The sequence below is a fragment of the Leclercia sp. 119287 genome (genome assembly GCF_009734485.1).
GTDB lineage: Bacteria > Pseudomonadota > Gammaproteobacteria > Enterobacterales > Enterobacteriaceae > Enterobacter > Enterobacter adecarboxylatus_C.
On record NZ_CP046445.1, the window covers coordinates 1,733,621 to 1,757,777 of the forward strand.

Annotated in this window: 21 protein-coding genes and 2 tRNA genes; 11 read left to right on the forward strand and 12 right to left on the reverse strand. The window is 54.9% G+C overall.

All coding sequences use genetic code 11. From position 1 onward, the window contains the following. Positions 1-6: 6 nt before the first annotated feature. Both GNG27_RS08320 and yccX read left to right on the forward strand, forming a co-directional pair. On the forward strand, positions 7-795 hold the full coding sequence (locus tag GNG27_RS08320) for a helix-turn-helix transcriptional regulator (RefSeq protein WP_156263361.1): 789 nt from the start codon (positions 7-9) through the stop codon (positions 793-795). Between the two features lie 62 nt (positions 796-857). Further along, the gene (gene yccX, locus GNG27_RS08325) at positions 858-1,139 is read left to right on the forward strand and encodes an acylphosphatase (protein ID WP_142488965.1); all 282 of its coding nucleotides are present in this window, start codon (positions 858-860) and stop codon (positions 1,137-1,139) included. Here the strand turns inward: yccX and tusE are convergent. Together tusE and yccA are read right to left on the reverse strand one after the other, a co-directional pair. Beyond that, positions 1,136-1,465, reverse strand: a complete 330-nt coding sequence (gene tusE / locus GNG27_RS08330) for a sulfurtransferase TusE (RefSeq protein ID WP_103823605.1) — start codon at positions 1,463-1,465, stop codon at positions 1,136-1,138. The two genes, yccX and tusE, sit on opposite strands and share 4 nt — an antisense overlap. Before the next feature lie 86 nt (positions 1,466-1,551). Next, a complete protein-coding gene (gene yccA / locus GNG27_RS08335) occupies positions 1,552-2,211 on the reverse strand; it encodes an FtsH protease modulator YccA (protein WP_032617416.1) in 660 nt (219 codons plus the stop codon). A 267-nt stretch (positions 2,212-2,478) separates the two neighbouring features. On the opposite strand from yccA, the gene GNG27_RS08340 reads away from it, so the two are divergent. The 3 genes from GNG27_RS08340 (at position 2,479) to GNG27_RS08350 (ending at position 5,274) form a co-directional block, all read left to right on the forward strand. After that, positions 2,479-4,107 carry an ABC transporter substrate-binding protein gene (locus tag GNG27_RS08340; protein ID WP_156263362.1) on the forward strand — a complete coding sequence of 543 codons (1,629 nt, stop codon included), beginning with the start codon at positions 2,479-2,481 and terminating at the stop codon, positions 4,105-4,107. A gap of 145 nt (positions 4,108-4,252) precedes the next feature. Next, positions 4,253-4,340 (forward strand) — tRNA-Ser (locus GNG27_RS08345). 358 nt (positions 4,341-4,698) lie between these two features. Continuing rightward, positions 4,699-5,274, forward strand: coding sequence for a hypothetical protein (locus GNG27_RS08350; RefSeq protein WP_156263363.1), 576 nt, complete (start codon positions 4,699-4,701; stop codon positions 5,272-5,274). A gap of 126 nt (positions 5,275-5,400) precedes the next feature. Here the strand turns inward: GNG27_RS08350 and GNG27_RS08355 are convergent, their stop codons facing one another. The 3 genes from GNG27_RS08355 to GNG27_RS08365 all read right to left on the reverse strand — a co-directional run bounded on the left by GNG27_RS08355 (position 5,401) and on the right by GNG27_RS08365 (position 9,282). Beyond that, positions 5,401-5,688: a hypothetical protein gene (locus tag GNG27_RS08355; RefSeq protein ID WP_156263364.1), complete on the reverse strand. Its 288-nt coding sequence runs from the start codon at positions 5,686-5,688 to the stop codon at positions 5,401-5,403. A gap of 411 nt (positions 5,689-6,099) precedes the next feature. Next, the gene (locus tag GNG27_RS08360; protein ID WP_156263365.1) at positions 6,100-7,779 is read right to left on the reverse strand and encodes a glycoside hydrolase family 43 protein; all 1,680 of its coding nucleotides are present in this window, start codon (positions 7,777-7,779) and stop codon (positions 6,100-6,102) included. 63 nt (positions 7,780-7,842) lie between these two features. Next, positions 7,843-9,282 (reverse strand): MFS transporter, encoded by a 1,440-nt coding sequence (locus tag GNG27_RS08365; RefSeq protein WP_185902419.1) that lies wholly within the window; start codon positions 9,280-9,282, stop codon positions 7,843-7,845. A 508-nt stretch (positions 9,283-9,790) separates the two neighbouring features. Between GNG27_RS08365 and GNG27_RS08370 the strand changes: the two genes are divergently transcribed. Beyond that, positions 9,791-11,170, forward strand: coding sequence for a carbohydrate porin (locus GNG27_RS08370; protein WP_142488972.1), 1,380 nt, complete (start codon positions 9,791-9,793; stop codon positions 11,168-11,170). Between the two features lie 36 nt (positions 11,171-11,206). On the opposite strand, the gene GNG27_RS08375 is transcribed toward GNG27_RS08370, so the two are convergent. From GNG27_RS08375 to GNG27_RS08395, 5 genes are read right to left on the reverse strand one after another with little or no spacing between them, the layout of a single operon-like run. Next, complete coding sequence (locus tag GNG27_RS08375; RefSeq protein WP_156263366.1) at positions 11,207-12,262, reverse strand: substrate-binding domain-containing protein; 1,056 nt, start codon at positions 12,260-12,262, stop codon at positions 11,207-11,209. After that, on the reverse strand, positions 12,252-13,679 hold the full coding sequence (locus GNG27_RS08380; RefSeq protein WP_156263367.1) for an inositol monophosphatase family protein: 1,428 nt from the start codon (positions 13,677-13,679) through the stop codon (positions 12,252-12,254). Before GNG27_RS08380 ends, GNG27_RS08375 begins: the two co-directional genes overlap by 11 nt. Positions 13,680-13,718: 39 nt before the next feature. Next, a complete protein-coding gene (locus tag GNG27_RS08385) occupies positions 13,719-14,822 on the reverse strand; it encodes an ABC transporter substrate-binding protein (protein WP_156263368.1) in 1,104 nt (367 codons plus the stop codon). A 25-nt stretch (positions 14,823-14,847) separates the two neighbouring features. Next, positions 14,848-15,927, reverse strand: coding sequence for an ABC transporter ATP-binding protein (locus GNG27_RS08390; RefSeq protein WP_156263369.1), 1,080 nt, complete (start codon positions 15,925-15,927; stop codon positions 14,848-14,850). Between the two features lies 1 nt (position 15,928). Beyond that, complete coding sequence (locus GNG27_RS08395; RefSeq protein WP_156263370.1) at positions 15,929-17,752, reverse strand: iron ABC transporter permease; 1,824 nt, start codon at positions 17,750-17,752, stop codon at positions 15,929-15,931. A gap of 178 nt (positions 17,753-17,930) precedes the next feature. Here GNG27_RS08395 and GNG27_RS08400 point away from each other — a divergent pair. Beyond that, a tRNA-Ser gene (locus GNG27_RS08400) sits at positions 17,931-18,018 on the forward strand. A 175-nt stretch (positions 18,019-18,193) separates the two neighbouring features. Continuing rightward, complete coding sequence (locus GNG27_RS08405) at positions 18,194-18,640, forward strand: transposase (RefSeq protein WP_142488978.1); 447 nt, start codon at positions 18,194-18,196, stop codon at positions 18,638-18,640. 171 nt (positions 18,641-18,811) lie between these two features. Here the strand turns inward: GNG27_RS08405 and GNG27_RS08410 are convergent, their stop codons facing one another. Together GNG27_RS08410 and GNG27_RS08415 are read right to left on the reverse strand one after the other, a co-directional pair. Continuing rightward, on the reverse strand, positions 18,812-19,915 hold the full coding sequence (locus GNG27_RS08410; protein WP_142488979.1) for an NADH:flavin oxidoreductase/NADH oxidase: 1,104 nt from the start codon (positions 19,913-19,915) through the stop codon (positions 18,812-18,814). A 148-nt stretch (positions 19,916-20,063) separates the two neighbouring features. Further along, a complete protein-coding gene (locus GNG27_RS08415; RefSeq protein WP_142488980.1) occupies positions 20,064-20,978 on the reverse strand; it encodes a LysR family transcriptional regulator in 915 nt (304 codons plus the stop codon). A gap of 107 nt (positions 20,979-21,085) precedes the next feature. On the opposite strand from GNG27_RS08415, the gene GNG27_RS08420 reads away from it, so the two are divergent. The 3 genes from GNG27_RS08420 (at position 21,086) to ampC (ending at position 24,145) form a co-directional block, all read left to right on the forward strand. Continuing rightward, positions 21,086-21,751, forward strand: a complete 666-nt coding sequence (locus GNG27_RS08420; RefSeq protein WP_156263371.1) for a DsbA family oxidoreductase — start codon at positions 21,086-21,088, stop codon at positions 21,749-21,751. Further along, positions 21,741-22,889: an FAD-dependent monooxygenase gene (locus tag GNG27_RS08425; protein WP_156263372.1), complete on the forward strand. Its 1,149-nt coding sequence runs from the start codon at positions 21,741-21,743 to the stop codon at positions 22,887-22,889. Before GNG27_RS08420 ends, GNG27_RS08425 begins: the two co-directional genes overlap by 11 nt. 113 nt (positions 22,890-23,002) lie before the next feature. After that, positions 23,003-24,145, forward strand: coding sequence for a CMY2/MIR/ACT/EC family class C beta-lactamase (ampC, locus tag GNG27_RS08430; protein ID WP_142488983.1), 1,143 nt, complete (start codon positions 23,003-23,005; stop codon positions 24,143-24,145). The last annotated feature ends 12 nt before the right edge of the window (positions 24,146-24,157 follow it).

Genomic DNA, 24,157 nt, shown 5'->3' on the forward strand with positions numbered 1-24,157 from the left:
CGACCGGTGCAGGATTTTCATTTTCAACATAAACATCTGACCGCGGCTGAGGTCAGTGCCAGCAAAATGCATCGCCTGCATCAGGTTAAGCTGTTTTATCCTGCCATCTGCCATATTACGCACGGCAGTAAGGTGATTATTCATGAGGATAGCCGTCTTGTTGCCACCCCCGATGAGCTGATCATTATCCCGGCGAATACGCCGATGGAGATCGTTAATCAGCCAGCGCAGGGCATTTTCCATTCTGATTTGCTGCTGTTGTCGCCGGATATTATCGCGGCGTTTAAAGCCCATTACCTGCAATCCTGGCCGCGCAGCAAAACCGACTCGCTCTGTGCGCCGCTCAGCGAAGGGCTGGCCTTTATGTGGGGCAACCTGTTGCATGCAGTCCGGCATGATTTTCCCGACGAACTGCAAAAGCATCAGGCTTTCGGGCTGCTGCTGGCGCTGCTGCATGATGGGGTGGCGGGGCCGCTGCTTATCGAACGCAACGTCAATCTCACCGAGCAGGTACGGCAGTTCATCATGATGTCACCCGCCCGGGCATGGACCGCGCAGGATGTTGCCAGTCGCCTGGCCGTCAGCGTGCCGACTCTACGCCGACGCTTACGCGAAGAGTCGCACAGCTTTCGCCAGATCGTGGAGGAGGTGCGCATGGCGGTTGCGCTGTCTCAGTTACAGTCGACACGGCTGTCTGTCGGTGAGATCGCCATGCAGTGTGGGTACCTTTCCAGCTCGCGTTTTACGGCCCGTTTCCGCCAGCATTACGGGTGCTTACCCAAAACGTTACGCTAATCGTCCGGCCATAATTTGCTATTCTTGTGGTTCAGGGCCAGACACGGATAAGGGGAAATATCATGGCAAAAGTCTGCACAATCGCGTGGGTTCACGGCACGGTTCAGGGGGTTGGCTTTCGTTATAGCACCCAGCGTGAAGCTACAGATCTGGGGTTGACCGGGTACGCGCGCAATATGGATGACGGCAGCGTTGAGGTGGTGGCCTGCGGCGAAGCGGAACAGGTCGACAAACTGCTTGCCTGGCTTAAAGCGGGCGGGCCCCGCATCGCCCGGGTTGAAAAGGTCCTGTCAGAACCGCATCAACCCGACCGGGACTACGTCAATTTCGGTATTCGCTATTAAATGCACTTCACGGGCTTAGGCAGGCCGGCGATTTTGGTCGCCTGTTTTGCCGGGCCTTTCGGGAACAGTCGATACAGATAGCGGCTGTTGCCTTTCTCCTCGCCATACTTATTGGCCATCGCTTTCACCAGCATGCGGATGGCCGGGGAGGTGTTGAATTCAAGATAAAAGTCACGCACGAAACGCACCACTTCCCAGTGCTCCGGCGTCAGGGCGATAGACTCTTTTTCGGCAATGATGGCCGCCAGCCCTTCGCTCCACTGGCTGGTCTCTTTCAGATAGCCTTCGCTATCGGTCTCAATCTCTTTACCTTCAAAGTTCAGCATAATCATCACAGGTTTATCGAAAACTGCGGCAGTTTACCAAAAAAGAAAGCCCCGCATAAGCGGGGCTTTTTATACAGCACTGAGGGTTAATCGCGGCTGGCGAAGCCCAGGATGCTCAGCAGGCTAACAAAGATGTTATACAACGACACATACAGGCTCACGGTGGCGCGGATATAGTTGGTCTCGCCGCCATGAATGATGTTGCTGGTTTCCATCAGGATCGCCCCGGAGGAGATCAGGATGAACACTGCGCTGATGGCCAGGTGCAGGGCCGGCAGCTGCAGGAAGATGTTTGCCACCATACCAATCAGCACCACCACGATGCCCGCCATCAGCATACCGCCGAGGAAAGACATGTCTTTGCGGGTGGTCAGCACATAAGCGGAACAGCAGAAGAACACCAGCGCCGTACCACCCAATGCCAGGCCGATCAGATCGCCCATCCCGGCAGACAGGTAGGTGTTAAGCATTGGCCCCAGGATATAGCCCAGGAAACCGGTGAAGGCGAACGCGGACAAAATACCTACCGGCTTGTCAGCGGTTTTGTAGGTCAGGAACATCAGACCATACATGCCGACCAGCGTCAGAATCAGACCCGGAGACGGCAGCATCAGCACGGTGCTGGCGGTTGCCGTCAGTGCAGAAAAGGCCAGCGTCAGGCTGAGCATAAAGTAGGTATTGCGCAGCACCTTGTGGGTACTGAGCAGCGATGTGCGGTCGCGTGAAGAACTAATAATACGATCCATGAGTCACTCTCTTATGACAGATGTAATTAACGGCAAGAATAGAAAACGACGCGCCGGTTACAAAGTGGTTTTACCCATCTTTACTCAGCGTCTTAGGGGAAGAGCCAGCATGAAATGTTCCACAACGCACCATATGCAGAACGAACCGCGGTTTGTCAGGATTAATCAGATCAAGCTCTTATAGGTCACTGAAATATATTGCCTTATTCCAGCCGCAACGCTAAGAGTTATTTTGCGTCGACAAAACGAAACGATAAGGCGAAGGACATGAAACCATCATCACGCGCGACATTTACACTCTCTTTGCTGACGGCAGGCATCCTTTGCGCAAGCGCAACGGCCTTTGCCGCCAGCGTACCGGCAGGCACTGAGCTGGCAGAGAAGCAGGAACTGGTCAGGAATAATGGCAATGAACCGGCATCGCTCGATCCGCATAAAGTCGAAAGCGACGTCGAATTCAATATTATCAGCGATTTGTTCGAAGGTCTGGTCAGCGTCTCGCCGGACGGGGAGATCCAGCCGCGGCTGGCTGAGAAATGGGAGAATAAGGACAACACCGTATGGACGTTCCATCTTCGCCCGGGCATTACCTGGAGTGACGGCACTGCCATCACCGCTCAGGACGTGGTCTGGAGCTGGCAACGGCTGGTGGATACTAAAACTGCTTCGCCCTACGCCAGCTACCCCGGCAGCATGCATCTGCTGAACGCCACCGATATCGCCGAGGGCAAGAAATCTCCCGACACCCTGGGAGTAAAAGCCCTGAATGACACCACCCTTGAAGTGACGCTAACCCAGCCTAACGCCGCCTTCCTTGCCATGCTGGCGCACCCGTCGCTGGTGCCGGTCGATAAGGTGCTGATTGGCCGCTATGGCGATAAGTGGACCAAGCCGGAGCACTTTGTCAGCAGCGGGCCCTATACCCTCAGCCAGTGGGTGGTCAACGAGCGGATCGTTGCCGAGCGTAACCCGCGCTACTGGGACAACGCCCATACGGTGATCAACAAGGTGACGTACCTGCCGATCGCCTCCGAAGCCGCCGACGTCAACCGCTACAAGGCGGACGAAATTGATATTGTCTATACCGTGCCAATCAACCAGTTTTCCCAGCTGCAAAAAACGCTGGGCAGCGAGCTGGATGTCTCCCCGCAACTGGCGACTTATTACTACGAATTCAACACCACCCGCCCGCCGTTTAACGACCCGCGCGTGCGTCAGGCGCTGAACCTGGCGTTGGATAAAGACATTATCGCCGGGAAGGTGTTAGGGCAGGGGCAGCGTCCGGCGTGGGTCATCAGCCAGCCGGATATCGGCGGCGTCAAACTGCACAATCCGGACTACGCCAGCTGGCCGCTGGAAAAACGCATTGCCGAAGCGAAAAAACTGCTGAACGATGCGGGCTATAACGACAGCCATCCGCTGAGCTTTAATCTGCTGTATAACACCTCGGAGTCGCACCAGCGGATTGCCATCGCTGCCAGCTCGATGTGGAAGAAAAACCTCGGCGTGGAGGCGAAGCTGCAAAACCAGGAATGGAAAACGATGCTGGACACCATGCACACCCACAACTTTGATGCGGTGCGCTATGCCTGGATCGCCGATTACGACGATGCGGCCACCTTCCTGAATAACTTCCGTACCGGCGACAGTCAAAATACCAGCCAGTACAGCAATCCGGCCTATGACGAGGCGCTGGACAACGCCGCAAAAGCGAAGACCACCGCCGAGCGCGGCACCTTCTACCAGCAGGCTGAAGATCTGCTGGCTCGGGACGTGCCGGCGATCCCGGTTTATCACTATGTTCGCACCCACTTGGTAAAACCGTGGGTGGGGGGTTTTACGCCGGATAAGCTGGGGTATTACTTCACCAAAGATATGTATATTAAAAAGCACTAAGGGCCGCCGCTAAGACACTGTGCTGAGAAAATGGTCAATGCGTTGTCTATTCAACCGATTAAACGCATTTTGACTATTTTTCAGGCGAACGATCGCGGGTGCGCTTTACAGGGTGCCCGGAGGTGTTTATAGTTCGCCTCACTTAGGAAGCGTGGCCGAGCGGTTGAAGGCACCGGTCTTGAAAACCGGCGACCCGAAAGGGTTCTAGAGTTCGAATCTCTACGCTTCCGCCAAATTTGAAAGCCCTGCGATAGCAATATCGCAGGGCTTTTTTGTTACTGCTTTTTATTAAAAGCTGATACCGTTTAAACAATGAGTTTAACCAGCTCACTGAGCAGGGCCCACCGGTCATCACAGGCAGTGGCCAGTGTTGCGGTCACCAGCCGGAAGGACAGGAATGCTAAATGAATAGAAATAGCAATCAGGAATGAAGTACTTCATATTGCAATGAAAATATAATTTCTCTGCTGTCTTCATTTTCTTTTCTACTTAGTTACAATATCCACTTGAAAATATGGGTGAGTAAATTCTCATAAGAAAATAAGTTGTTAACTACGCATCAAAGCTAATTAATAATAAAGAGGATTTGTTATGGGTGTAAGACAAGATGGTGATGGGAATTATGTAACAAATGCCAGACCTCATTTACAGTACGATACTGAATCACAGGCTCGAATTGCAGACGCGAAGGAAAAATATCAATCAGAACTTGCTAACTCTGCTCTTAATTCGTCGCATCATGAGGGTGATCAGGTTATAGGTCAGGTTATTGGGTATCTTATAGTCGCCTGCCTGGCCTGGGCGATTGTTTTTGGTTTAATTCTCATTCCCGGGCTCAATTCTGCGGGTATGTTAGTTTATCAGGGCGGTATTCTCGCAGTTCCTGGCGGGATCGTATGGTTTGTACTCAAGGGTGCATACTCTATTCTTACTGTACCCATGATGATAGGGAGTGTGGTTAATCCCTACGATCTGGGTACAAATCTGATATGGCAGGCCATTGTGATGGCGATCACTACAGTCGTCATTTATAAATTCAGGCGAAAAATTAAAAAACCCATTTTATACCTGACAGGGTTTCTCGCGATACTGGCCTATATTTCCGTTGGGCTTGTTGCGCTCAATGATAACTTATGGTCGGCATTTAAAATGTTCCCCTATCTTTGATTAATATCCTGTCCAGTTGTTCATTTATGAAATTTGCAGTTTTATCTGATTCCCGGTATGTCTGCCGGGAATCTCTGTTCTGTCGTAGTGCGGAGTTTATAAAGAATATACAGCAACCGAACGCACTCAGTCTTTCTGTATAATTAAACGCGAATAGACAGTGGCTTTACTCGGATCCATCTGGGAAGTCGATGCCATCTGATCGCTTACTTGCACAATTTTCCAGCCCTGTTTTGCCAGTTCTGGAAGAGTACCTTTAATGCCACCCCCGCAGGTGAAAACCGTGCTGTCATTAATATCTTGTCGACCGCTTGCCAAAGCACTAACTTCAGGCGAACCACAAAAATGCGCTTCTCCGGCAGCAACCGATGCGCTCATACCCAGGAAAATTGTCATGAATAGTATTTTCTTCATTTTATTGCCCCTTCTTAGTCATGCTTTATTTCCCTGGGGAAATAAATCGCCGTAAATGATCTGTTTATATATTCTGCCGCGAAGCTCATTTAATCGTATATTTATTATGAAACTTAATAACTTCCTGAAAAATCAGCGTTACTGTGAAAATTTCAAAATACTACATGCTAATCTCTTCAGCAACTAAGCACCGAATTATTTATGATAAACCTACTAATAATCATGATGCTTATGCCAAGCGGAAGAGATATTCTGGCAATTATTTGTGCAGGAGAGGTTTGCCATGACCAGCATTGCTTCATCTACCCGGGTGCCGCATAAAGCCGTTTGCTATTACACGCGCGGCGTCACGGTATCAGGTAGCCCCTTAGAACCTGCGTTATCGTTGCAATAACGCAGGCGTTTTATTATTTAATCAAAACGTGATTCGCTCGCGTCCCAGCTCCAGGCATTATCGCCAGTTTTCTTATCGCCAAGCTCCTGATAAACAAAGTTATAAAACTCTGCGCTGGCATCGTAACCAGAGTAGTCGACTGCCGCCAGGCCAACGAACGCTCCGGTAAAGAAGCCGCCGTAGCTTTGCAGGACATAATCATCAGAAAGAATAGCGGCATCTAATTTAACAGGGATCTCTGTGAAAGTGACGCCATCGAAGCTGTATTCATACGTATAAGTTTCCTTCCGAACTTTCGTGCGGAACCAGACAAATTCTGTGCCCTCTGGGATCTTGATGGCGTTATCTTTCAAATAAGAGGTATATTTTCCACGGTTATTCTCACCTATTTCGATGACAGAGCCGTTGATTTCATTCCAGGTAATGAAAACGAAACTCCAGTGGCGGTCATTATAATAATTCGTCAACCCGGCCATTTGTTGGTAATTAAATGGATTAAATTTGACTTTAACCTGAGCATCAAAATAAAAGGCTTGCCAGCGTCGGGCAATCAGCGAAAGGTTATGGGTATTCGCTAAAGAACCCTGTCCCGTTAACGTCAGCCTTCCATCGCCCGTGGTACCCATTTTTTCTGTAAAGGGGACACGAAGCGTATTCCAGTTAATATCCAGTGTCGCCGTTTTAAAATCATCGTGCTGGCTATGGTCTTTTGCGCTTTCGGTATAAATGGCATCGGCCGGCCCCTCGACAAAGGTTTTTCCACCATGGCCTCCCGCAATACGTGGCCAGCCATCTTCATCCCAGTACACTTTCTGAATAGACGTTTCCCGGCCAAGGGTTGACCAACCACGAGGATCGTAGGCTGACTCACCTGCACGATTCCACGGACGTGCGCAGAGCGAGGCATAATACCACTCACCGCTGGGGGTGGACACCAACGCCCCATGCCCCTGCTTCTGGATATAGCTGTCTGGCGTATCGACGTTAGTTAAGAATACCTCTCCCGGTTGTGTTTCAAAGCTGTTGGCCTCTAAGGTTCTGGATCGCGCAACCACCTCCTGGTGGGTAAATACAGTCCCGCCCTGAGCGGCGAAAAGATAGTAGTACCCGTTCAGCTTGTAGAGATGTGGCCCCTCAACAAGTGCAACGGCAGTGCCGCGATAAATCGTACGCGCTGTCTCTGGTTTTAATTTTAAGGTCCGGGTATCCAGCTCCGTTAAGGTGATACCATCAAAAGGATGATGGTATTCGCGATGGTCCCAGGTTTGTTGAACCAAATATTTACGCCCGTCTTCATCATGGAACAGTGACGCATCAAAGCCGACGCCATTTAGTTTGATGGGATCGGTCCACGGACCACGTATATCTGTTGCGGTGGTCAGATAATTTGTCATGTCCTTAAAAGCGCCTTCTGTGATTTTCACATCTGTATAAACCAACCAGAATTTGCCATCGGCGTATGAGAGCGCCGGAGCCCAAATCCCGCCAGAAGAGGGGTTGCCTTTCATATCTAAAAGCGCTGTTGTGGACAGAGGACTGGGCAGAAGAGTCCAGTTTTGCAGGTCTTTTGATTCATGCAAGCGAACGCCAGGGAACCACTCAAACGTTGAGTTTGCGATATAGTAGGTATCTTCTACACGGATAATGCTTGGGTCTGGGTTAAAACCAGGGAGTACAGGGTTCTGAATAAGTGACATAACATTCTACCTTTTAAATTTTACTGACTTATATCGTTCTAAGACTTTTTAATGAAAATAAAACTAAACGCGGATCTCATCAAGCTGACGGTTAATATCCGTGACATGTTTATCTGAGATAGGATAAATGTGAATAACGATCATCGAGATAAAGGCTAACACGATTGGGATCCAGACCGCAGTGATGATTATTCCGTCAATAGCATTGGCGCTCTGTTGTGCCCCTGTTTCGTTAAAGCCATAAACAGCCAGTAACCACAGTGGAATCGCTCCGCCGATAGTAAAACCAATTTTGAAAAAGAGACCCATAATGGCGTTGATGATGGCAGCATTTCGCTTGCCTGATTTTAATTCACCATAAGCAATGACTTCAGGAACAAGTGCCCACATGAATCCGGTAGCCGAGGTTAAACCCCACTGTTTAATGAATGTAGCGATGTAAGCCAGCCAGAGCGCATCATGCATACCCTCACGTGACCAAACGTAAGTTAATAATTCCCCTACAATAAACATGCCCAGGAAAATGTGGAAGAACCCTTTTTTACCGAAGATTTTCTTCAGTTTGGGCCAAAAAATCGGGAACAGGATGCCCGGTATTGAGGCGACAAGGCCAACGGCGCCCATCCATTCGGAATGGCCTACAACATACTGATTGAAAAAGCCATTTACCGTGTTCATGAAGAACATGAACGTAAAGGCCAGCATGAAAAAGAGTCCGAGAATAACCAGAGGGCGGTTATTTTTGAGTTCAAGGAATAAATCTGTCGTTTTTACGTTGGCCGTTTGCTCGGCAGAGGCAACCACACGTTCTTTAGTGAATTTATAGCAAATGAAAAGTGCAACCGCTCCGATTACCATATAAATCGAGTAAACGCCAAACCAGGCGTAGTTCGCTGATGGATCGGTATAGTTCCCCATATTGAGCTCAAGGCCAAAGAACCCCGTATCCTTAAGGCTCCGATCCTTTGGCGAGGCCATCTGGACAAACATAGGGAAGAGGGTATAGACCAGCAGATTGGCACTGTTAGCCAACATCATTCGCGTACTGGTCAGTTTATCAATCGATTCAGGATCTCTTGTTAAAGAAGCATTCAGGGAACCATAAGGTATGTTCACTACGGAATAGACGAGATCCAGTGCCAGATAAACGATAAACGCAAAGGGAACGGAACCTTTGACGCCCGGAATGGGCGCAAAAAGTAAAGCGGAAAGAATAACGAGCGGAACCCCGGCCCTTAAAATCCAGGGGCGATACTTGCCAGCCGCTGAACTTCTTTTGTCAACATAGGTGCCTACCATCGGATCCCAAAAAACGTTGATGATGCGCACAAAAAGAAATATGAATCCCGCCGTTGCTGTACCGATTGTATTTACGGTCAACATGTGAAGTGCCAGAAAACCCCCTATCGTCCCAAACACAAGGTTTTGCGCAAAGTCACCCATCCCGTAACCAATCCGTTCCCCACGAGATAATTTATGATATTCATCATGCCGGCTTTGCATTATGTTTTTACTCATTCTAATCCGATCTCCGATTTGTTTTATGAATGTTAAGCTCTTTCTGACACAGGTGGTCCGGGAGAATCCATTACGTTTTTAAATTAAGTAATTATGTTTTTTTACTTCTGTGATCGTCGAGCGCTGGTTTATATAGCCTCACTAAATAGTTCAGCCGCCGGGTTGTCAATGTGGTGGAAATATAAGGTTATTTTTGCGACGCGGTTCACGTTTGAGCATTATCTTACTCTGATAGTGAAATAACGTAATTGAGCAATCGGCCAGAAAAATAGAGGGTATGTCTCAGCCGATTATTGGCCGCTTCCTGTGAGCGCCCGCATTTTTTGAATTCAACATGAATAATTCTGTGAAGGAGATAACCTTACGATAATAGTATAAAGCCTCTGGACCCTAAAAAATAAAAATCAACCTTTTCTGATGATAGCGACATATTCTGTCAATCCGGAACGGGGTGGTTATTGTCTGAATAAAATTTAAATATATTGAGATAACCATGAATATGATTAAAAAACTTCCATTAACAATGGCGGTAATCGCCGCGCTTTGCCCACTTTCTGTCCTCGCCCAGGAGTTTACGCAGGAGCAAATCGACGCCATTGTGGCCAGAGCGGTGGATAAAGCCCTGGCGGATCGCCAGGCGAAAATGGATGCCGCGGTGGCGAAAAAAGCCGACGTCATCAACGAACCGCAAAGCGCCGCCCAGTCCCCGGATATGGCGATCCCGTTCGGGATTAAATTTACCGGCTATGCCCGCTACGGGGCCCACTTCCAGGCCGCCGATCAGAAATACGTCGCGGTGGACGGCTCCTATAACGGCGCCTCGGCGATCGGCCGTCTGGGTAACGAAGGTAACGGCGGCGAGTTCCAGCTCTCCAAGGCCTTCAAGGGCGAAAACGGCGCCATCTGGGACGTCAACGTGATGATCGACCACTGGGGCGACGAGGTTAACCTGAAGAAGGCCTACGCCGGGGTGACCAACATTCTGGCGTCCAACCCGAACGCCTATCTCTGGGCCGGGCGTGACTTCCACCAGCGTCCGCAACAGGGTATCAACGACTACTTCTGGATGAACCACGACGGCCAGGGTGCCGGGGTGAAGAACTTCGACATCGGCGGCGTGCAGTTTGACGTGGCGACCGTGGCGGCAGTCGAATCCTGTAGCCCGGAAGTGATGGACGACGAGGCCAACCCGTCGCGCATCACCTGTACCGGCGGCTCCGGCACCGGCGACAAGGGCAACTACGCGGCCACCTCCAAAATTCACGGCATGAAGCTCGGCCCCATCGACCTGGAGCTGTACGCCAACTACGGCTTTGACTCGAAAGCCATCGAAACGGAAGAGCGCACCAACGCCTGGCAGGGCGGCGTGGTCCTGAGCCACACCAACGACAGCGGCGTGAACAAGGTGATCGCCCGCTACTCTGATAACTCCGATAACAGCGTGTTCAACAAAACCGAGGACCTGACCACGGTGTACGCCAGCTTCGAAGGGCTGCACAAGTTCACCCAGGCGACCCAGGTGGAGTACATTCTGGCCTTCCACGACTACGACAACAGCCGTGACAGCACCGACAACCGCAAGAACTACAACGCCATCGTGCGGCCGATGCACTGGTGGAACGACGTGCACTCCACCTGGCTGGAAGCGGGCTGGCAGCATGTTGATTACGACAACGGCGGGGATAACAAGGGCTGGAAGCTGACCCTGTCGCAGAACATGTCCATTGCGATGGGCCCGGAATTCCGTCCGATGCTGCGCTTCTACGTCACCGGCGGTAAGGTGGATAACGAACGCACCGCCCGCGTGAACAACACGAAAGATGAAACGCTCGACGACTTCAACGTCGGCGCGATGTGGGAGGCGTGGTTCTAAGGTAAGTATTGCCGGGTGGCGCTGCGCTTACCCGGCCTACGGTTTTTGTAGGCCCGTGCAAGCGCAGCGCCGCCGGGCAAGACCCGTGGTCCGCCGTTTCACCAGCTGCGCCCTGAACACCCGGCAGGCCGGTTTTTCAGCATCTGCTGCAAGCAGCATGTCACAGGCAGCCTCCGCCATCTCTGCCAGCGGTTGGGCGAAGGTCGTCAACTGATACCCCAGCCAGTTGGCCTGTTCGATATCATCAAAACCAATCACGCTGATGTCTTCAGGAATAAGCAGGCCAAACTCGTGGCGGGCGGCATCGATAAAACCGCAGGCGATGAGATCCGTGACGCAGAAGACGCCGTCCGGCACAGAAGCCTGGCTGAGCAATTCCCGTGCGGCGAGGACGCCGGTCTGGTAACTGGCGCTACCGGGACGGATAAGCGTGACCTCGCTCCCCGTTTCGGCGGCGGCCTCCAGAAAGCGCGTTTCACGGGTAATCATGCTCGGGGAGCGGGCAGAGGAGGAGACCACAGCCAGACGGCGGCAGTTTGCGGCAATCAGGCAGTCATATGCTTCCTTCATCGTCGAGCTGTAATCGATATCAATATTGTCCGCGCTGGGGAACTGGCCCATACGGTTGATGGCAATCACCTGTTGCCCGCTCTGCAGGCAGAGTTCAATCAATGACCCGGGTGGTTTGCCCGACAGCACGATGGTGGCGGTTGAGCGATAATTTAGCGTTTGCTGCAGCGCCTCCCGGGCACTCGTTTCGTCATCGTCGGTATTGATCACCATTACCGCGCGTCCGGCCTGGTGCAGACGGCGGGTCAGGTGGTCGAGCAGGCTGGACTGCCAGGGAAACGACAGATTGCCGCCCAGAATACAGACCGGACGACTCTCCTCCCGGGAGAGCCCCCGCGCCAGATGATTGACGTGGTAATTCAGCGCTTCAGCGGCGGCCAGCACTTTACGCCGGGTATCCTCAGACACGCTGCGACCCGGCGTAAAGGTGCGTGACACCGCAGAACGGGAGACCCCTGCCAGGCGCGCCACCTCGGTGGCGCTGGCGAAGCCGGGATTTTTCCGCAGGCTGTTATTGCTCATGACGCTGTTCCACTCCGGCGATGGCCCGTTCGCGGATAATGGCATGTTCGGCCAGGCGGATCAGCGACGGCTTCGGCGTTTCATACCACTCGTCCGGGTGGAGCTGGCGCCGGTCGCGGATAAGATCGATAGCTGCCTCGAGCGTCGGGAAGCGTGCCGGGCACTCCAGATGCATAAACAGCGCCACCAGAGCGACAGAGCGGCTGCGCCCGCCGCGACAGTTGACGAGGATATTGCCGCGTTTGCGGACAGGGTAGGAGGCTTTATCCGGGATCTGCTGGAGCAACGCCGAACGCATCAGCTGATAGCCAGCGTGCAGCATTTCTGGTGCATTGCCTTCGCCGTCGACCAGCCCCAGCTTGTAATAGCGGACCGGGCTTGAACCATGAGATAACAGGTGCGGAGGCGCACTGGCTTCCGGACGTATCACCCAGTCGATATCGAGGTTGACCGCGCAGTTAATCACGACCCCGATATCATGTTCGGCCAGCAGGGCCGCATCGCTGACACCACTGGATCCGCCAATATAAATATCCACGCCCCAGCCGGGAAAATCCTCGGCGATCAGGCTGATGGGCGGGCGAGGGTAGTGCCCTGCCGCGGGTTTCGCCTCTGTTTCGATCGTCAGCGGGATCCCCGCCGCAGCCGCAAGTTCCGCCGCAATGCCCGGCGCGGCAGTCAGCACCGGCAGGCCGTTGAAAATACCCCCGGCAGTTTCAGGAATAACCCCCGTCACGCCACCGGCTTCGCGCACCAGTAAAAGCCCCGCCAGGCAATCCCAGGCGTTCATATGAATTTCGAGATACCCGTCGGTGCGGCCTTCCGCCACCCAGGCCAGCGCCAGCGCCCCGGAGCCGCCCCGACGCACGCTGGCGCCCAGCGTGAGCAGCGAGCCCAGCACCTTAAGATAGTGATTGTGGCTATGGCGGGAAGACCAGCCCAGCTCAACGGCGGCCCGCTGCGGGTCGGTAATGGTGGTGCAGCGCAGCGGCTGGTCGTTTTTCAGGGCGTAATGGCCGCGACGGGCCAGATAAAGCTCCTGGCTTACCGGGTTATAAATCGCCCCCAGCTCGGTAACACCCTGGCGAACCCACGCCATGCAGACACAAAAATGGGGGATGCCGCGGGCGAAGTTGGCGGTGCCATCGATGGGATCCACCACCCACAGGCTCTCCGCGCTGGCAGGCTGGCTGGCGGACTCTTCGCCGAGGATCAAATCGTCCGGGAACGCCCCGGCAAGGGCCTCCAGAACCTGCTTCTCAACGAAGGTATCGGCCTCGGTCAGGAGATCCTGATGGCCCTTCAGTTCATACTCGCCCGCTTTTCGCGACCGGAAGAAGCGCAGGGCAGTATCCCCGGCGTCAACGATAATGCGCCTCAGCGCGGCTTCCCGCTGTTCAATATCATGAGTAGTCAAAGTGTGCTGCCTGTTCAGAATGAAAATGTACGCTGAAAACTACTTTTTGTAGTTCAGGCTCCAGATGTCCTGCCAGTCCTGGCGGCTCGCCCAGTCGCCCTGGGCGGTGGCCGTCAGGTATTCCATCAGCTCGCCGCGATGTTTTTCAATCCCGGAGGCTTCGTCGGCGGGGAGGTTGACCTTCTGGTTGGTGGACATTTTACCGTCCACGCCCTGGGGCGCGATGCCTTCGGCGGTCAGCAGATAGTGGGTAAAGAGCTTCGCGGTGTTCGGGCTTTTACTGCCGGTGGCGACCACGCCGAGGCTCGGGTAGTTCCAGCCGATGAACGGCTTCAGGCCGCTGCACAGACCCAGCTTCATCCCCTGCTTGTTGTCGCGGAACTTGGCGGTTGACACCAGGCCGACAAAGTCGGTTTTGCTGTCCGGCGCGCCGATGGCGGATGCCGCGTCGTTATCGGAGTGAGTGAGCAGTACACCGTTGGCCGCCAGCGCCTTCACAAAGGCTGCGGTTGCGGATTTTTCGTCGGTTTGCAGCGGCTTGCCAAATTCCTGCTGATAAGCATCGCGAACCTGCCGATCGTAGTGGGTTTCCATCTGGCTGAACCAGTCGGTATAGGCCGGTTTGCTGGTGGGATCCTGCATTGCGACGCGGCCCCGCCATTTCGGCTCGGTCAACTGCCAGAGGTTTGTCACCGGGCAGGTAGCGTGATGATCGGTATTATAGGCAAACACGTTTGGCGCCAGCACCACCGTCAGGGGCTCCTGATAGCGGGCGGCAATGTCGCCTTTCAGATCGTCCGGCACCCAGCTCTGGACATAGCCTTTTTTGAGTAGCTGCGTCATCCCGGCAGGGGCGTCCTCAACGATAGCGACATCGGCGCGAACGTTTTTGGCCTGCGCTTCCCGGCTCATGATCTCAATGATTTGCGGCGCATCGGCTTTCACGCCCACGGCCTGCAAGCCGTACTGCTCGCTAAAGGCTTTTGCCTGCTGCACGATTTTACCGGTCGAGGCATAAACGGTAATCGGCTGCTCCTGTTTCGCGGCGGCGATCAGCTTTTGCAGATCGAAGGTTTCAGCCTGAGCGACGGCGCTGCTCAGCAGGGCACTGGTGATAAGGACGGCGGACAACTTGCGCTTCATGTGAATTCCTTAAGGGTCAATGGGGTTAATTCGCGGTCACGTCGTGACGCAGTCCGTTGCGGTTGAAAAAGTGCAGGGACGAGGTCGGGAGCTGGCAATGCACCTGCTGACGCGTCTGCCAGCGCGGTCGCAGCTGCGTGGAGTGGAACAGCCGATCTTCCCCGGCCACCAGCTCAATCACCCAGCTTCCACCGGTGGGCATAATATTATCGATGGTCATCGGAACGGCGTTGCTGCAAGACTCTGCGCTCAGCACAATCTCTTCCGGGCGGATACCGCAGAGCTGGGTCTGATCGTGCAGGGTAAAGCGCCGTTGCAGATGCTGCGCCAGCTCGCTGCAGGGCTGGTGCAGCGGGATCATGTTCAGGCGCGGGGTGCCAATAAATTCCGCGACAAAGCGGTTGGCCGGGGTAGCGTAAATCTCATCCGGGGTGCCCACCTGCTGCATCTGTCCGGCGCTCATCACCGCAATGGTGGTGGCAAGGGTCATCGCCTCCCACTGATCGTGGCTGACAAACACGATGGTGGTGCCGAAAGTTTCATGCAGGCGACGCAGCTCGGCGCGCATCTCCAGGCGCAGCGTGGCGTCGAGATTCGAGAGCGGCTCGTCCAGCAGCAGCACGCCAGGATTGACCGCCAGCATACGGGCCAGGGCCACGCGCTGCTGCTGACCGCCGGAGAGCTGCGCCGGATAGCGTTTGGCGTAATCGGCAATGCGCAGTTTTTCCATCACGTCCTGGCAGCGGGCGATACGCGCTTTGGCGGGCACTTTCTGCAGCCGCAGGCCGAAATCCACGTTCTGCTCGACGGTCATATGCGGCCAGAGCGCATAGCTCTGGAAGACCAGCCCGATGCCGCGCTTTTCCGGCGGCACGTACGTGCCCCTGGCGATGGAATCAACGACCTTGTCGCCAATGCTAATTTCCCCGCCGCTGGCGTGCTCAATGCCGGCAATCATCCGCAGGATGGTGGTCTTGCCGCAGCCGGACGGCCCCAGCAGACACATAAACTCGCCGTCTTTCACCGTCAGGTTGATGTTGTTCACCGCCGGGGCATCGCTGCCAGGGTAGGTTTTGGTGAGATTCGTTAATTGAATATCAGGCATCTTATTTCTCCAGACCATCAGCCAGACCGGTACCGGTGATCCGCTGGATCATCACCGTGCCAGCCCATGAAATCAGGGCAATCATCAGCACCACGGCATTGGCCGCCTGCTGGTAGTTGTAGTCAATCAGGCGCAGGGACCAGGTCGTCAGCACGTCGGTGGCCGGGGTGGCGAGGATGACGAACAGGCTGACCCCCTTAATCCCTGAGATAAACGGCAGCAGGATCCCGGTCGCCAGCGGCGCAGCCTGAATCGGGATGACGATGCGGCGAAGTCGGGCAAACCAGCCGGCACCGGCAATCCGCGCCGCTTCTTCGGCTTCTTTGCCGAGCTGGGTCATCGCCGCGATGCCGGAGCGGCTGGCGTAGGGCATTTTTTCGGCAATCAGCGCGAGGATCAGAATAAACGGGGTGCCGTACAGGGCCGGAACCGGCCCCCGGGCCACGGCAAACAGCGACAGAAAGGCGGCGGCGAAGGCAATGCCCGGCACCAGATAGGGCAGGAAGGTCAGCTGGCGCAGGAAGGCGGCGACCCAGCGGAAGTGGCAGCGCAGCACCGCGTAGCCCACCAGCAGACCCAGCACGCCGCAGGCGAGAGAGGCCGAGCCGACGATGACCAGCGTGTTCCCCACAGTGCGCCAGAATTCGGGGCTCAGCAGAATACCGTTGTGCAGGGCTACGGTGTCGAGGTTGTGACCAACCCAGTAATCGAGGGTAAAGTTATCGGCGCTAAAGCGGCCCGGGAGGATCATCACCGTTGACAGGAACAGGGTCAGCAGCGGGATCGCCACTCCCATCAGCACGAATACCAGCGGCAGGGCGGTAGCGGCGCTGCGCCAGCGTCCCAGGCTGCGCCGGCGCTCCATCACCCCTTTTCCGCCGAGGGTCACAAAGCGTTTCGCCTCGCGCAGCATTTTCATATCCAGCATCAGGGTCAGCATGCCCATCAGCATGATCACCGCCGCAATCACCGCCGCCACGCCGGACTGACGCGTGCCGATGGCCCGGTACAGCCCGGTGGAGAGCGTATCGAAATGCACCGGCAGGCCAAGAATATAGGGCAGGGCGAACTCGCCGATACAGTCAGCGAAAATCAGCAGGGCGGCAGAGAGCAGCGCCGGGCGTACCAGCGGGATGATAATTTTAAAGGCGATAACCCGGCGGGATGCGCCGAGAACCTGGGCGCACTCCTCCATCTGGCTGTCCATGCGCTTCAGGGCGTTACCGACAATCAGGATCACCAGCGGGGCGTAGTGCAGCGCCATAATGGTCACGATGGGGAAATAGCCGTAGGCCATCCAGTTCGGGGTCTGGATCCCCATCGCCTCCAGCCATCCCGGCTGCCCGCCGATGGCGTGATTCTTGAAGATGGTGCTCCATGCCAGGGCGAAGGTCCAGGAGGGCAGCATAAAGGGGACGATAAGCAGGGTGGCAAACCACTTGCGGCCCGCGATATCGGTACGATTCACCAGCCATGCCAGCACGATGCCAACCACCAGGGCGATGGTGACGGTGCTCAGCGCCACCGCCAGGGTATTAAGCAACGGCGTCCAGAGCAGGATATCGGACATACGCGAACTGAGCGTGCGCAGCAGGTACCAGGCGGTAAATGCCCCCTCGGTTGCTCCGGTACGGCCTTCATCGCCGCTCTGCACCAGCACCGCGTTCAGCAACACGGAAATGACCGGAGCCAGGATTATCCAGCTGAACAGCGCGAGCAGCAGCACAGCCAGCAGGTTGGCGGGCTCATGGCTGACAATCGACAGAGTATGGCGGAGCTTTTGCCACGCGCTGTGGCGTGGGTAGATATCAGATGGGTAAGACACTCGTTGACCCCTGGCTGTGAAAGACAGTCAGGAATATATCGACGCAATGTTACATTTTTGCTAAAAGTTTGCACATATGTGCAAAAAAGTGCGCCGGGTGCAAAACCGGAACATTATCAAATTCTTCAATTAGCCTCTTTACATAGCGCACAGAGATGTTTATAGTGCGCCTCACTCTGGAAGCGTGGCCGAGCGGTTGAAGGCACCGGTCTTGAAAACCGGCGACCCGAAAGGGTTCTAGAGTTCGAATCTCTACGCTTCCGCCAAATTTAAGGCGAAATCAAAATTTACGATAATTTTCGGTTTCTCCTGCATAAAAAGCCCGTGAAAACGGGCTTTTTTGTATCTAGAATCTGTACCTCTCTCACTCAGAATCTTTTCCGTTACTCATCTTGCAGGTGAGGGCAAATCCCATCTATGTTCTGCGAAGGAAGAGACTCGATGAGTAAAAAGCGTTTTACAGACGAACAAATTGCAGATTTTCTTCGCCAGGCTAAAGAAGGCGTACCTGATAAAGCGTTGTGCGAAAAATATGCTTTTAGTATCAGTACACTTCGACGCTGGAAAGCGCTGCATGATAGCGCCATCAGGCAAAAATTAAAAAAAATGGAATCTACCGCAGCAGTCGTCTATTTGGGCATAATAGCTGTTAGCTTGCTGCTGGCGATCTTTTCTCATAAGGTCGGTGGTGTGTTATTCATATTTTTCATGCTGGGTTATTGCGTTTATTATATTGCTCAATTTCGTAAGACGTCCGGATTATTTGTTGCAACGGATAATGTCTTTGTTTCTCGCACAGGATTGGGGGCAAGTAATGCATTTTACTGGTTCAGCTGGATATTTGTTATTTTGTTTACGCTCTGCGCGGCATATATGATTTTGCGTTAATTCTTATTCCCGCGCCTTCGAGCAGAACTAGTCTCTTTTTTAACTTAGCAATGGTGAGTGCTTTGGTTCACTTCATCATTATCTAATCTGTTCTCGCAGAGTTTTGGGCTTTTTTATCTCTGAGCGCTTGAAGAGTACCCGTGATGCCACGGGTACTTGCCAGAGACAGGATCACGACTTAAACAGGTTCTTCAGCGTGTGGGGCTGACAGCGCAGATACTGATCCGGCGCATGCACCTGCGCACCCAGCTCCGCCGCCGCATGCCACGGCCAGCGCGGATTGTAGAGCGCGCCACGGGCGATCCCGATGATATCCGCATCTCCGCTGGCGACGATGGATTCTGCATGTTCCGGGTCGGTGATTAACCCCACCGCCACCACCGGAATCTTCACGGCAGCTTTCACCGCTCTTGCCAGCGGCACCTGATAGCCTGGGTAGACCTCAATCTGCTGATCGGGGTGCAGGCCGCCGCTGGAGACGTGAATCGCATCCACTCCGCGGGCTTCCAGCATCTTCGAGAACTCCACGGCTTCCTCAAGGTTAAACCCGCCCTCAACCCAGTCCGTCGCGGAGATACGCACGCTGATCGCTTTATCGGCAGGGAAGGCTTCCCGCACCGCGTCGACGATCTCCAGCGGGAAGCGGGCCCGGTTTTCCAGCGAACCGCCGTAATTATCCGTGCGCTGGTTAGAGAGCGGGGATAAAAATTGATGTAACAGATAGCCATGCGCGGCGTGGATCTGGATCAGGTCAATACCCAGTCGGGCGGCACGTTTTGCGGCCTGTGCGAACTGGCTGCGGATTTCGGCTAACCCGTTGCTGTCGAGAGCGGTCGGGAGGGTATAGCCCTCGCTGTAAGGCACTGCGGAAGGGGCTAAGGTTTGCCAGCCACCCTGCTGATCGGGTGGGATTTGCCCGTGCTTATCCCAGGGCTTGTAAGTTGAGGCTTTGCGGCCCGCATGGGCCAGCTGGATGCCGACAGGAATATTTGACCACTTACGGAGAGTCTTGAGCACCCCGGCCATCGCTTCTTCGGTTTTGTCATCATAGAGCCCGACGTCAGCGTAGGTGATTCGCCCTTCGGGGGAGACGGCTGCCGCCTCAATGGTCAGCAGGCCCGCGCCGGACTGGGCCAGTTGCCCCAGATGGAGAGTATGCCAGTCAGTCATACAGCCCTCTTCGGCAGAATACTGGCACATGGGGGCGATCACGATACGGTTTTCAAGTTCAAGATTGCGGATACGTAACGGTGTAAACAGCTTGGGTTTAGACATACATGTCACTCCGGATTGCAGCGTTAGAAATGGAATTTAGCGATTTTTATTCTTGAATATTCATCAACATACCGTACAGCCAGCGATAACAGAACATGACGTTTACGCAAAAGTACGTTGCGTCAGACGCAACGCTGTTAAATTTGCACTATTCACTTTCCGTCTCCGGGGAAAGATGCGCCATCAGAAAATCGACAAACACCTTCACTTTTTTGGTGTTCCTGCGGGTGGGATGGTAGATGGCATAAATCGCGGAATCATCCTCACCGTCGTTCACTTCTGCGCGCCATTGCGGCAGTAACCCGATCAGCTTCCCCTCCTGGATATCCTTGCCGATCAGCCAGTCAGGCAGCAGCGCGATGCCATAGCCACTTAACACCGCTTCGCGCAATATTTCTGAGTTGTTGCACTTCAGCGTGCCTTTCACATCGATAGCGACCTGGCTTTCCCCGTTGAAATACCACTTCGTTTTGCCGGACGAATAGGAAAAGATCAGGCAGTTATGGTTTTTAAGATCCGCAGGTACGTCAGGATAACCCTGCGCTTGCAGATAGTCCGGGCTGGCGCAGACACACCGACGCTGGGAAAGCAGCTTGCGTGCGATCAGATTGGGGGAGTCGACCTTGCCCAGTCGGACAGTCAAGTCTAGCCGCTTTTCCACCAAATCGACGACCTCATCGGTAAAGGTCAGATCAAGTGAGATCAACGGATAGCGGCGAGAGAAGGGGGCCAGCAGCGGGGCGATATGCAGCCTGGAAAACGAGACCGGCAGGCTGATCCTTAACACCCCCCGGGGTTCCCCCGTCTGGTCCCGCACCTCCTGATTGGCATACTCCAGGTCGTTGAGGATCCTGACCGCGTGCTCGAAGTAAACATGCCCGGCCGCCGTCAGCACCACGCTGCGGGTCGATCGGGTTAGCAGCTGGGTGCCGAGCACCTTTTCCAGACCGTCAATCTGTCGGGTGACCGAGGACGTTGCCAGGGCTAACTTTCTGCCGGCGGGTGCAAAGCCACCCTCTTCGACCACCGTAATAAAGGCTTCAAGCGATGCCAGCATATCCATTTTTCTCTCCCCGCATCGTTGCGCCTTGCGCAACTCTGTAAGCTGTTTTAACCATATTATCACCTTTAAGTAACAGTGTTAGCCTTCTCCGCAGTGAGAGGTGAAACATGAAAGTATCTATCAAGATTACGTCGGATTTTATTTGTCCCTGGTGCCGGATTGCGGATGCCCGGCTGGAAAAGGTACTGCAATCGTTGCCCGAAGATGTCGGGGTCGAGGTCGACTGGCTACCCATTGAGCTTAACCCCGGTATGCCGCTGGAGGGCATGGAGCGTGTCGCCTATCGCCGCGCTAAATTCGGGAGCTGGGAATATTCGCATCAGCTGGATGAGCACACCGTTGAGAAGGGGAAAACGGACGATGTCGCCTTTAACTACCCGGCCATTCAGCGCGTTCCTAACACCTTTGCGGCGCATCGGCTGACGCTTTTTGCCCCTGCCGGAAAGGCCCGATCCCTGCTGGTTAAGCGCCTGTTTCAGGCATACTTCGAGGAGGGAAGAGATATTGGCGACCTTGATGTCCTGGCGGAGGTGGCCGGCGAATGCGGGATGGACAAAGAGGCCGCGCGCATTTATCTGCTCAGTACCGCGGGAGAGGCGGAAGTGATCCAGCTGGAAGACCTGGCGCGGCAGGGCGATATTAGCAGCGTTCCCACCTTTGATATTGCCGGTATCAGGCTGACGGGCGCCGTTCCGGTGGATCAGCTCCGCTATTACATCATGGATACTTATCGCGACCTGATTAAACGAGAGGGAGCCCGATATGATCGGTGAAATGCACCCCAGAAAACGGGCCCTGATTATCGGCGGCTCGTTAGGGGGATTATTTGCAGGGAATATGTTGCAGCAGGCGGGCTGGGACGTCGATATTTTCGAACGCTCGGCCCGGGATCTCGACAGCAGAGGCGGCGGCATTGTGCTCCAGCCCGAAGTGGTGGCGTTAATCCGCCGCAGCGGTATCGAACGCGACTGGGACACTCTGGGCGTGCGCTCAGCGCAGAGAGTGGTGTATCGCCCGGACGGCTCGGTGGAGCAGCGGCAGTATGCCCCCCAGGTGCAAACCTCGTGGTCACTGATCTATTCGCTGATGCGCTCGACGATCCGCGATATTCATTATCATAAAAACCATGTACTTACGGATGTAGCGTTTCCTGACAACCAGCACGTCACCGCCATCTTTGAAGGCGGCGCCAAGGAGACCGGGGATCTGCTGATCGGTGCTGATGGCAACGGTTCTTTTGTGCGCAATCTGCTGTGGAAAGACACGCCCGAATACGCAGGGTATATCGCATGGCGCGGGCTGGTTGCCGAAAACGACATGCCTGAGCTGGCCAGACAGCAGCTTCACGGCGATTTTGCCTTCGCCAGCAACGCGGGCTCGCACATTCTGGGCTATCTGGTGCCGGGGGCGGATAACGATTTACGGCCAGGCCACCGTTTTTACAACTGGGTCTGGTACCGGGTCGTCGGTGATGCGCAGCGGGAAGCGATCATGACGGGAACAGACGGTGTTGCGCGAAGCTATTCCGTGCCGGAAGGGCTGCTGGCCGCACGCTGGAAAGCGCATCTGATGGACGAAGCACAGCGGCTACTCCCGCCCGGCTTCCGCGAAATTGTACAGGCGACAAAGGAGCCCTTTGCCCAGGCGATACGCGATCTCGCCGTCGATAAGATGGTGAAGGGTAGGGTGATTTTACTGGGTGACGCCGCCTCTGTTCCCCGGCCCCATACCGCGGCGAGCACCTCCAAAGCGGCCGCCAACGCCCTGGCGTTAGGCGATGCCCTGCAAGCCTGGCCGGATGACACGGATAAGGCCCTGGCTGAGTGGGAAAGGGAACAAATTTTTCGCGGCAAGTATTTACGCGAAATGGGGATGAAGATAGGGGATCGACTGCTTTTCGGCCGGGCATAATCGGGAACCATCAAGCATCACCCCAGGGGGCCGTGCAGGCTCCCTGGCCCGTTTTACATTCCTCCGTCAGATCTGCAAAATAGCCCCCTCACTTTTCGATAAAGATCATCCCGATGAAGAAATCATTGCTCTGTGCGCTCCTTTTCTGCCTGTCCGGTTCCGCATTGGCCACTACGCCGGAGGCGGCGCAGGTCGCGCAGGTGGTTAACCCCACCATCACGGCGTTGATGAAGGCGCAGGCGATCCCGGGTATGGCGGTGGCGGTGATTTATCAGGGCAAACCCTACTTCTTCACCTGGGGGCAGGCGGATGTCGCCGGGAACAAGCCCGTCACCCGCCAGACGCTGTTTGAACTCGGCTCGGTAAGCAAAACCTTTACCGGGGTGTTGGGCGGCGATGCGGTAGCGCGCGGAGAGATTGCGCTCAGCGATCCTGCCAGCAAGTACTGGTCTGCGTTATCGGGCAAGCAGTGGGAAGGGATCACGCTTCTGCATCTGGCGACCTATACCGCAGGCGGCCTGCCGCTACAGGTACCGGACAGCGTCACCGATACCGCATCGCTGGAAAAATATTACCAGGCCTGGCAGCCAGAATGGGCTCCGGGGACCAGGCGCCAGTATGCCAATGCCAGTATTGGCCTGTTTGGCGCCCTGGCGGTGAAACCTTCGAAAATGAATTTTGAGCAGGCGCTCACCCATCGGGTGCTGAAACCGCTAAACCTCTCCCATACGTGGATCGCTGTTCCGGAAAATGAGCGGGCGAACTATGCCTGGGGCTACCGGGACGGCAAGGCGGTGCACGTCTCACCGGGCATGCTCGATGCAGAAGCCTACGGGGTGAAAACCTCCATTGTGGATATGGCGGGCTGGCTACAGGCCAACCTCCGGCCGGATGGCATTCAGAATGCGTCCCTGAAAAAAGGGGTGGCGATCGCCCAGTCACGCTACTGGCAAATGGGGGAGATGTATCAGGGGCTGGGCTGGGAGATGCTGAACTGGCCGGTGACATCCCAAACGCTGGAGGCCGGGGCGGATAACAAGTACGCCCTGGCGGCGCGGGATGCCGTGGCCATCACCCCGGCGCAGCCGCCGGTAAAGGCCTCATGGGTGCATAAAACCGGGGCGACCGGCGGGTTTGGCAGCTACATCGCCTTTATCCCGGAGAAGGATCTCGGCATTGTGATGCTGGCGAATAAAAATTACCCCAATCCGGAGCGGGTGAAGGCGGCGTATCACATTCTGGACGCGTTGCAGTAATGACGGAGGCCT

Excerpts from the sequence above, each read along its gene's own strand:
- GNG27_RS08365 (WP_185902419.1), bottom strand. The coding sequence starts at position 9,282 with ATGCAAAGCCGGCATGATGAATATCATAAATTATCTCGTGGGGAACGG.
- GNG27_RS08420 (WP_156263371.1), top strand. The coding sequence starts at position 21,086 with ATGAAAGTATCTATCAAGATTACGTCGGATTTTATTTGTCCCTGGTGC.
- ampC (WP_142488983.1), top strand. The coding sequence starts at position 23,003 with ATGAAGAAATCATTGCTCTGTGCGCTCCTTTTCTGCCTGTCCGGTTCC.
- GNG27_RS08360 (WP_156263365.1), bottom strand. The coding sequence starts at position 7,779 with ATGTCACTTATTCAGAACCCTGTACTCCCTGGTTTTAACCCAGACCCA.
- GNG27_RS08425 (WP_156263372.1), top strand. The coding sequence starts at position 21,741 with ATGATCGGTGAAATGCACCCCAGAAAACGGGCCCTGATTATCGGCGGC.
- GNG27_RS08415 (WP_142488980.1), bottom strand. The coding sequence starts at position 20,978 with ATGGATATGCTGGCATCGCTTGAAGCCTTTATTACGGTGGTCGAAGAG.
- GNG27_RS08390 (WP_156263369.1), bottom strand. The coding sequence starts at position 15,927 with ATGCCTGATATTCAATTAACGAATCTCACCAAAACCTACCCTGGCAGC.
- tusE (WP_103823605.1), bottom strand. The coding sequence starts at position 1,465 with ATGCTGAACTTTGAAGGTAAAGAGATTGAGACCGATAGCGAAGGCTAT.
- GNG27_RS08385 (WP_156263368.1), bottom strand. The coding sequence starts at position 14,822 with ATGAAGCGCAAGTTGTCCGCCGTCCTTATCACCAGTGCCCTGCTGAGC.
- GNG27_RS08375 (WP_156263366.1), bottom strand. The coding sequence starts at position 12,262 with ATGAGCAATAACAGCCTGCGGAAAAATCCCGGCTTCGCCAGCGCCACC.
- GNG27_RS08340 (WP_156263362.1), top strand. The coding sequence starts at position 2,479 with ATGAAACCATCATCACGCGCGACATTTACACTCTCTTTGCTGACGGCA.
- GNG27_RS08350 (WP_156263363.1), top strand. The coding sequence starts at position 4,699 with ATGGGTGTAAGACAAGATGGTGATGGGAATTATGTAACAAATGCCAGA.
- GNG27_RS08405 (WP_142488978.1), top strand. The coding sequence starts at position 18,194 with ATGAGTAAAAAGCGTTTTACAGACGAACAAATTGCAGATTTTCTTCGC.
- GNG27_RS08355 (WP_156263364.1), bottom strand. The coding sequence starts at position 5,688 with ATGAAGAAAATACTATTCATGACAATTTTCCTGGGTATGAGCGCATCG.
- yccX (WP_142488965.1), top strand. The coding sequence starts at position 858 with ATGGCAAAAGTCTGCACAATCGCGTGGGTTCACGGCACGGTTCAGGGG.
- GNG27_RS08370 (WP_142488972.1), top strand. The coding sequence starts at position 9,791 with ATGAATATGATTAAAAAACTTCCATTAACAATGGCGGTAATCGCCGCG.
- GNG27_RS08410 (WP_142488979.1), bottom strand. The coding sequence starts at position 19,915 with ATGTCTAAACCCAAGCTGTTTACACCGTTACGTATCCGCAATCTTGAA.
- yccA (WP_032617416.1), bottom strand. The coding sequence starts at position 2,211 with ATGGATCGTATTATTAGTTCTTCACGCGACCGCACATCGCTGCTCAGT.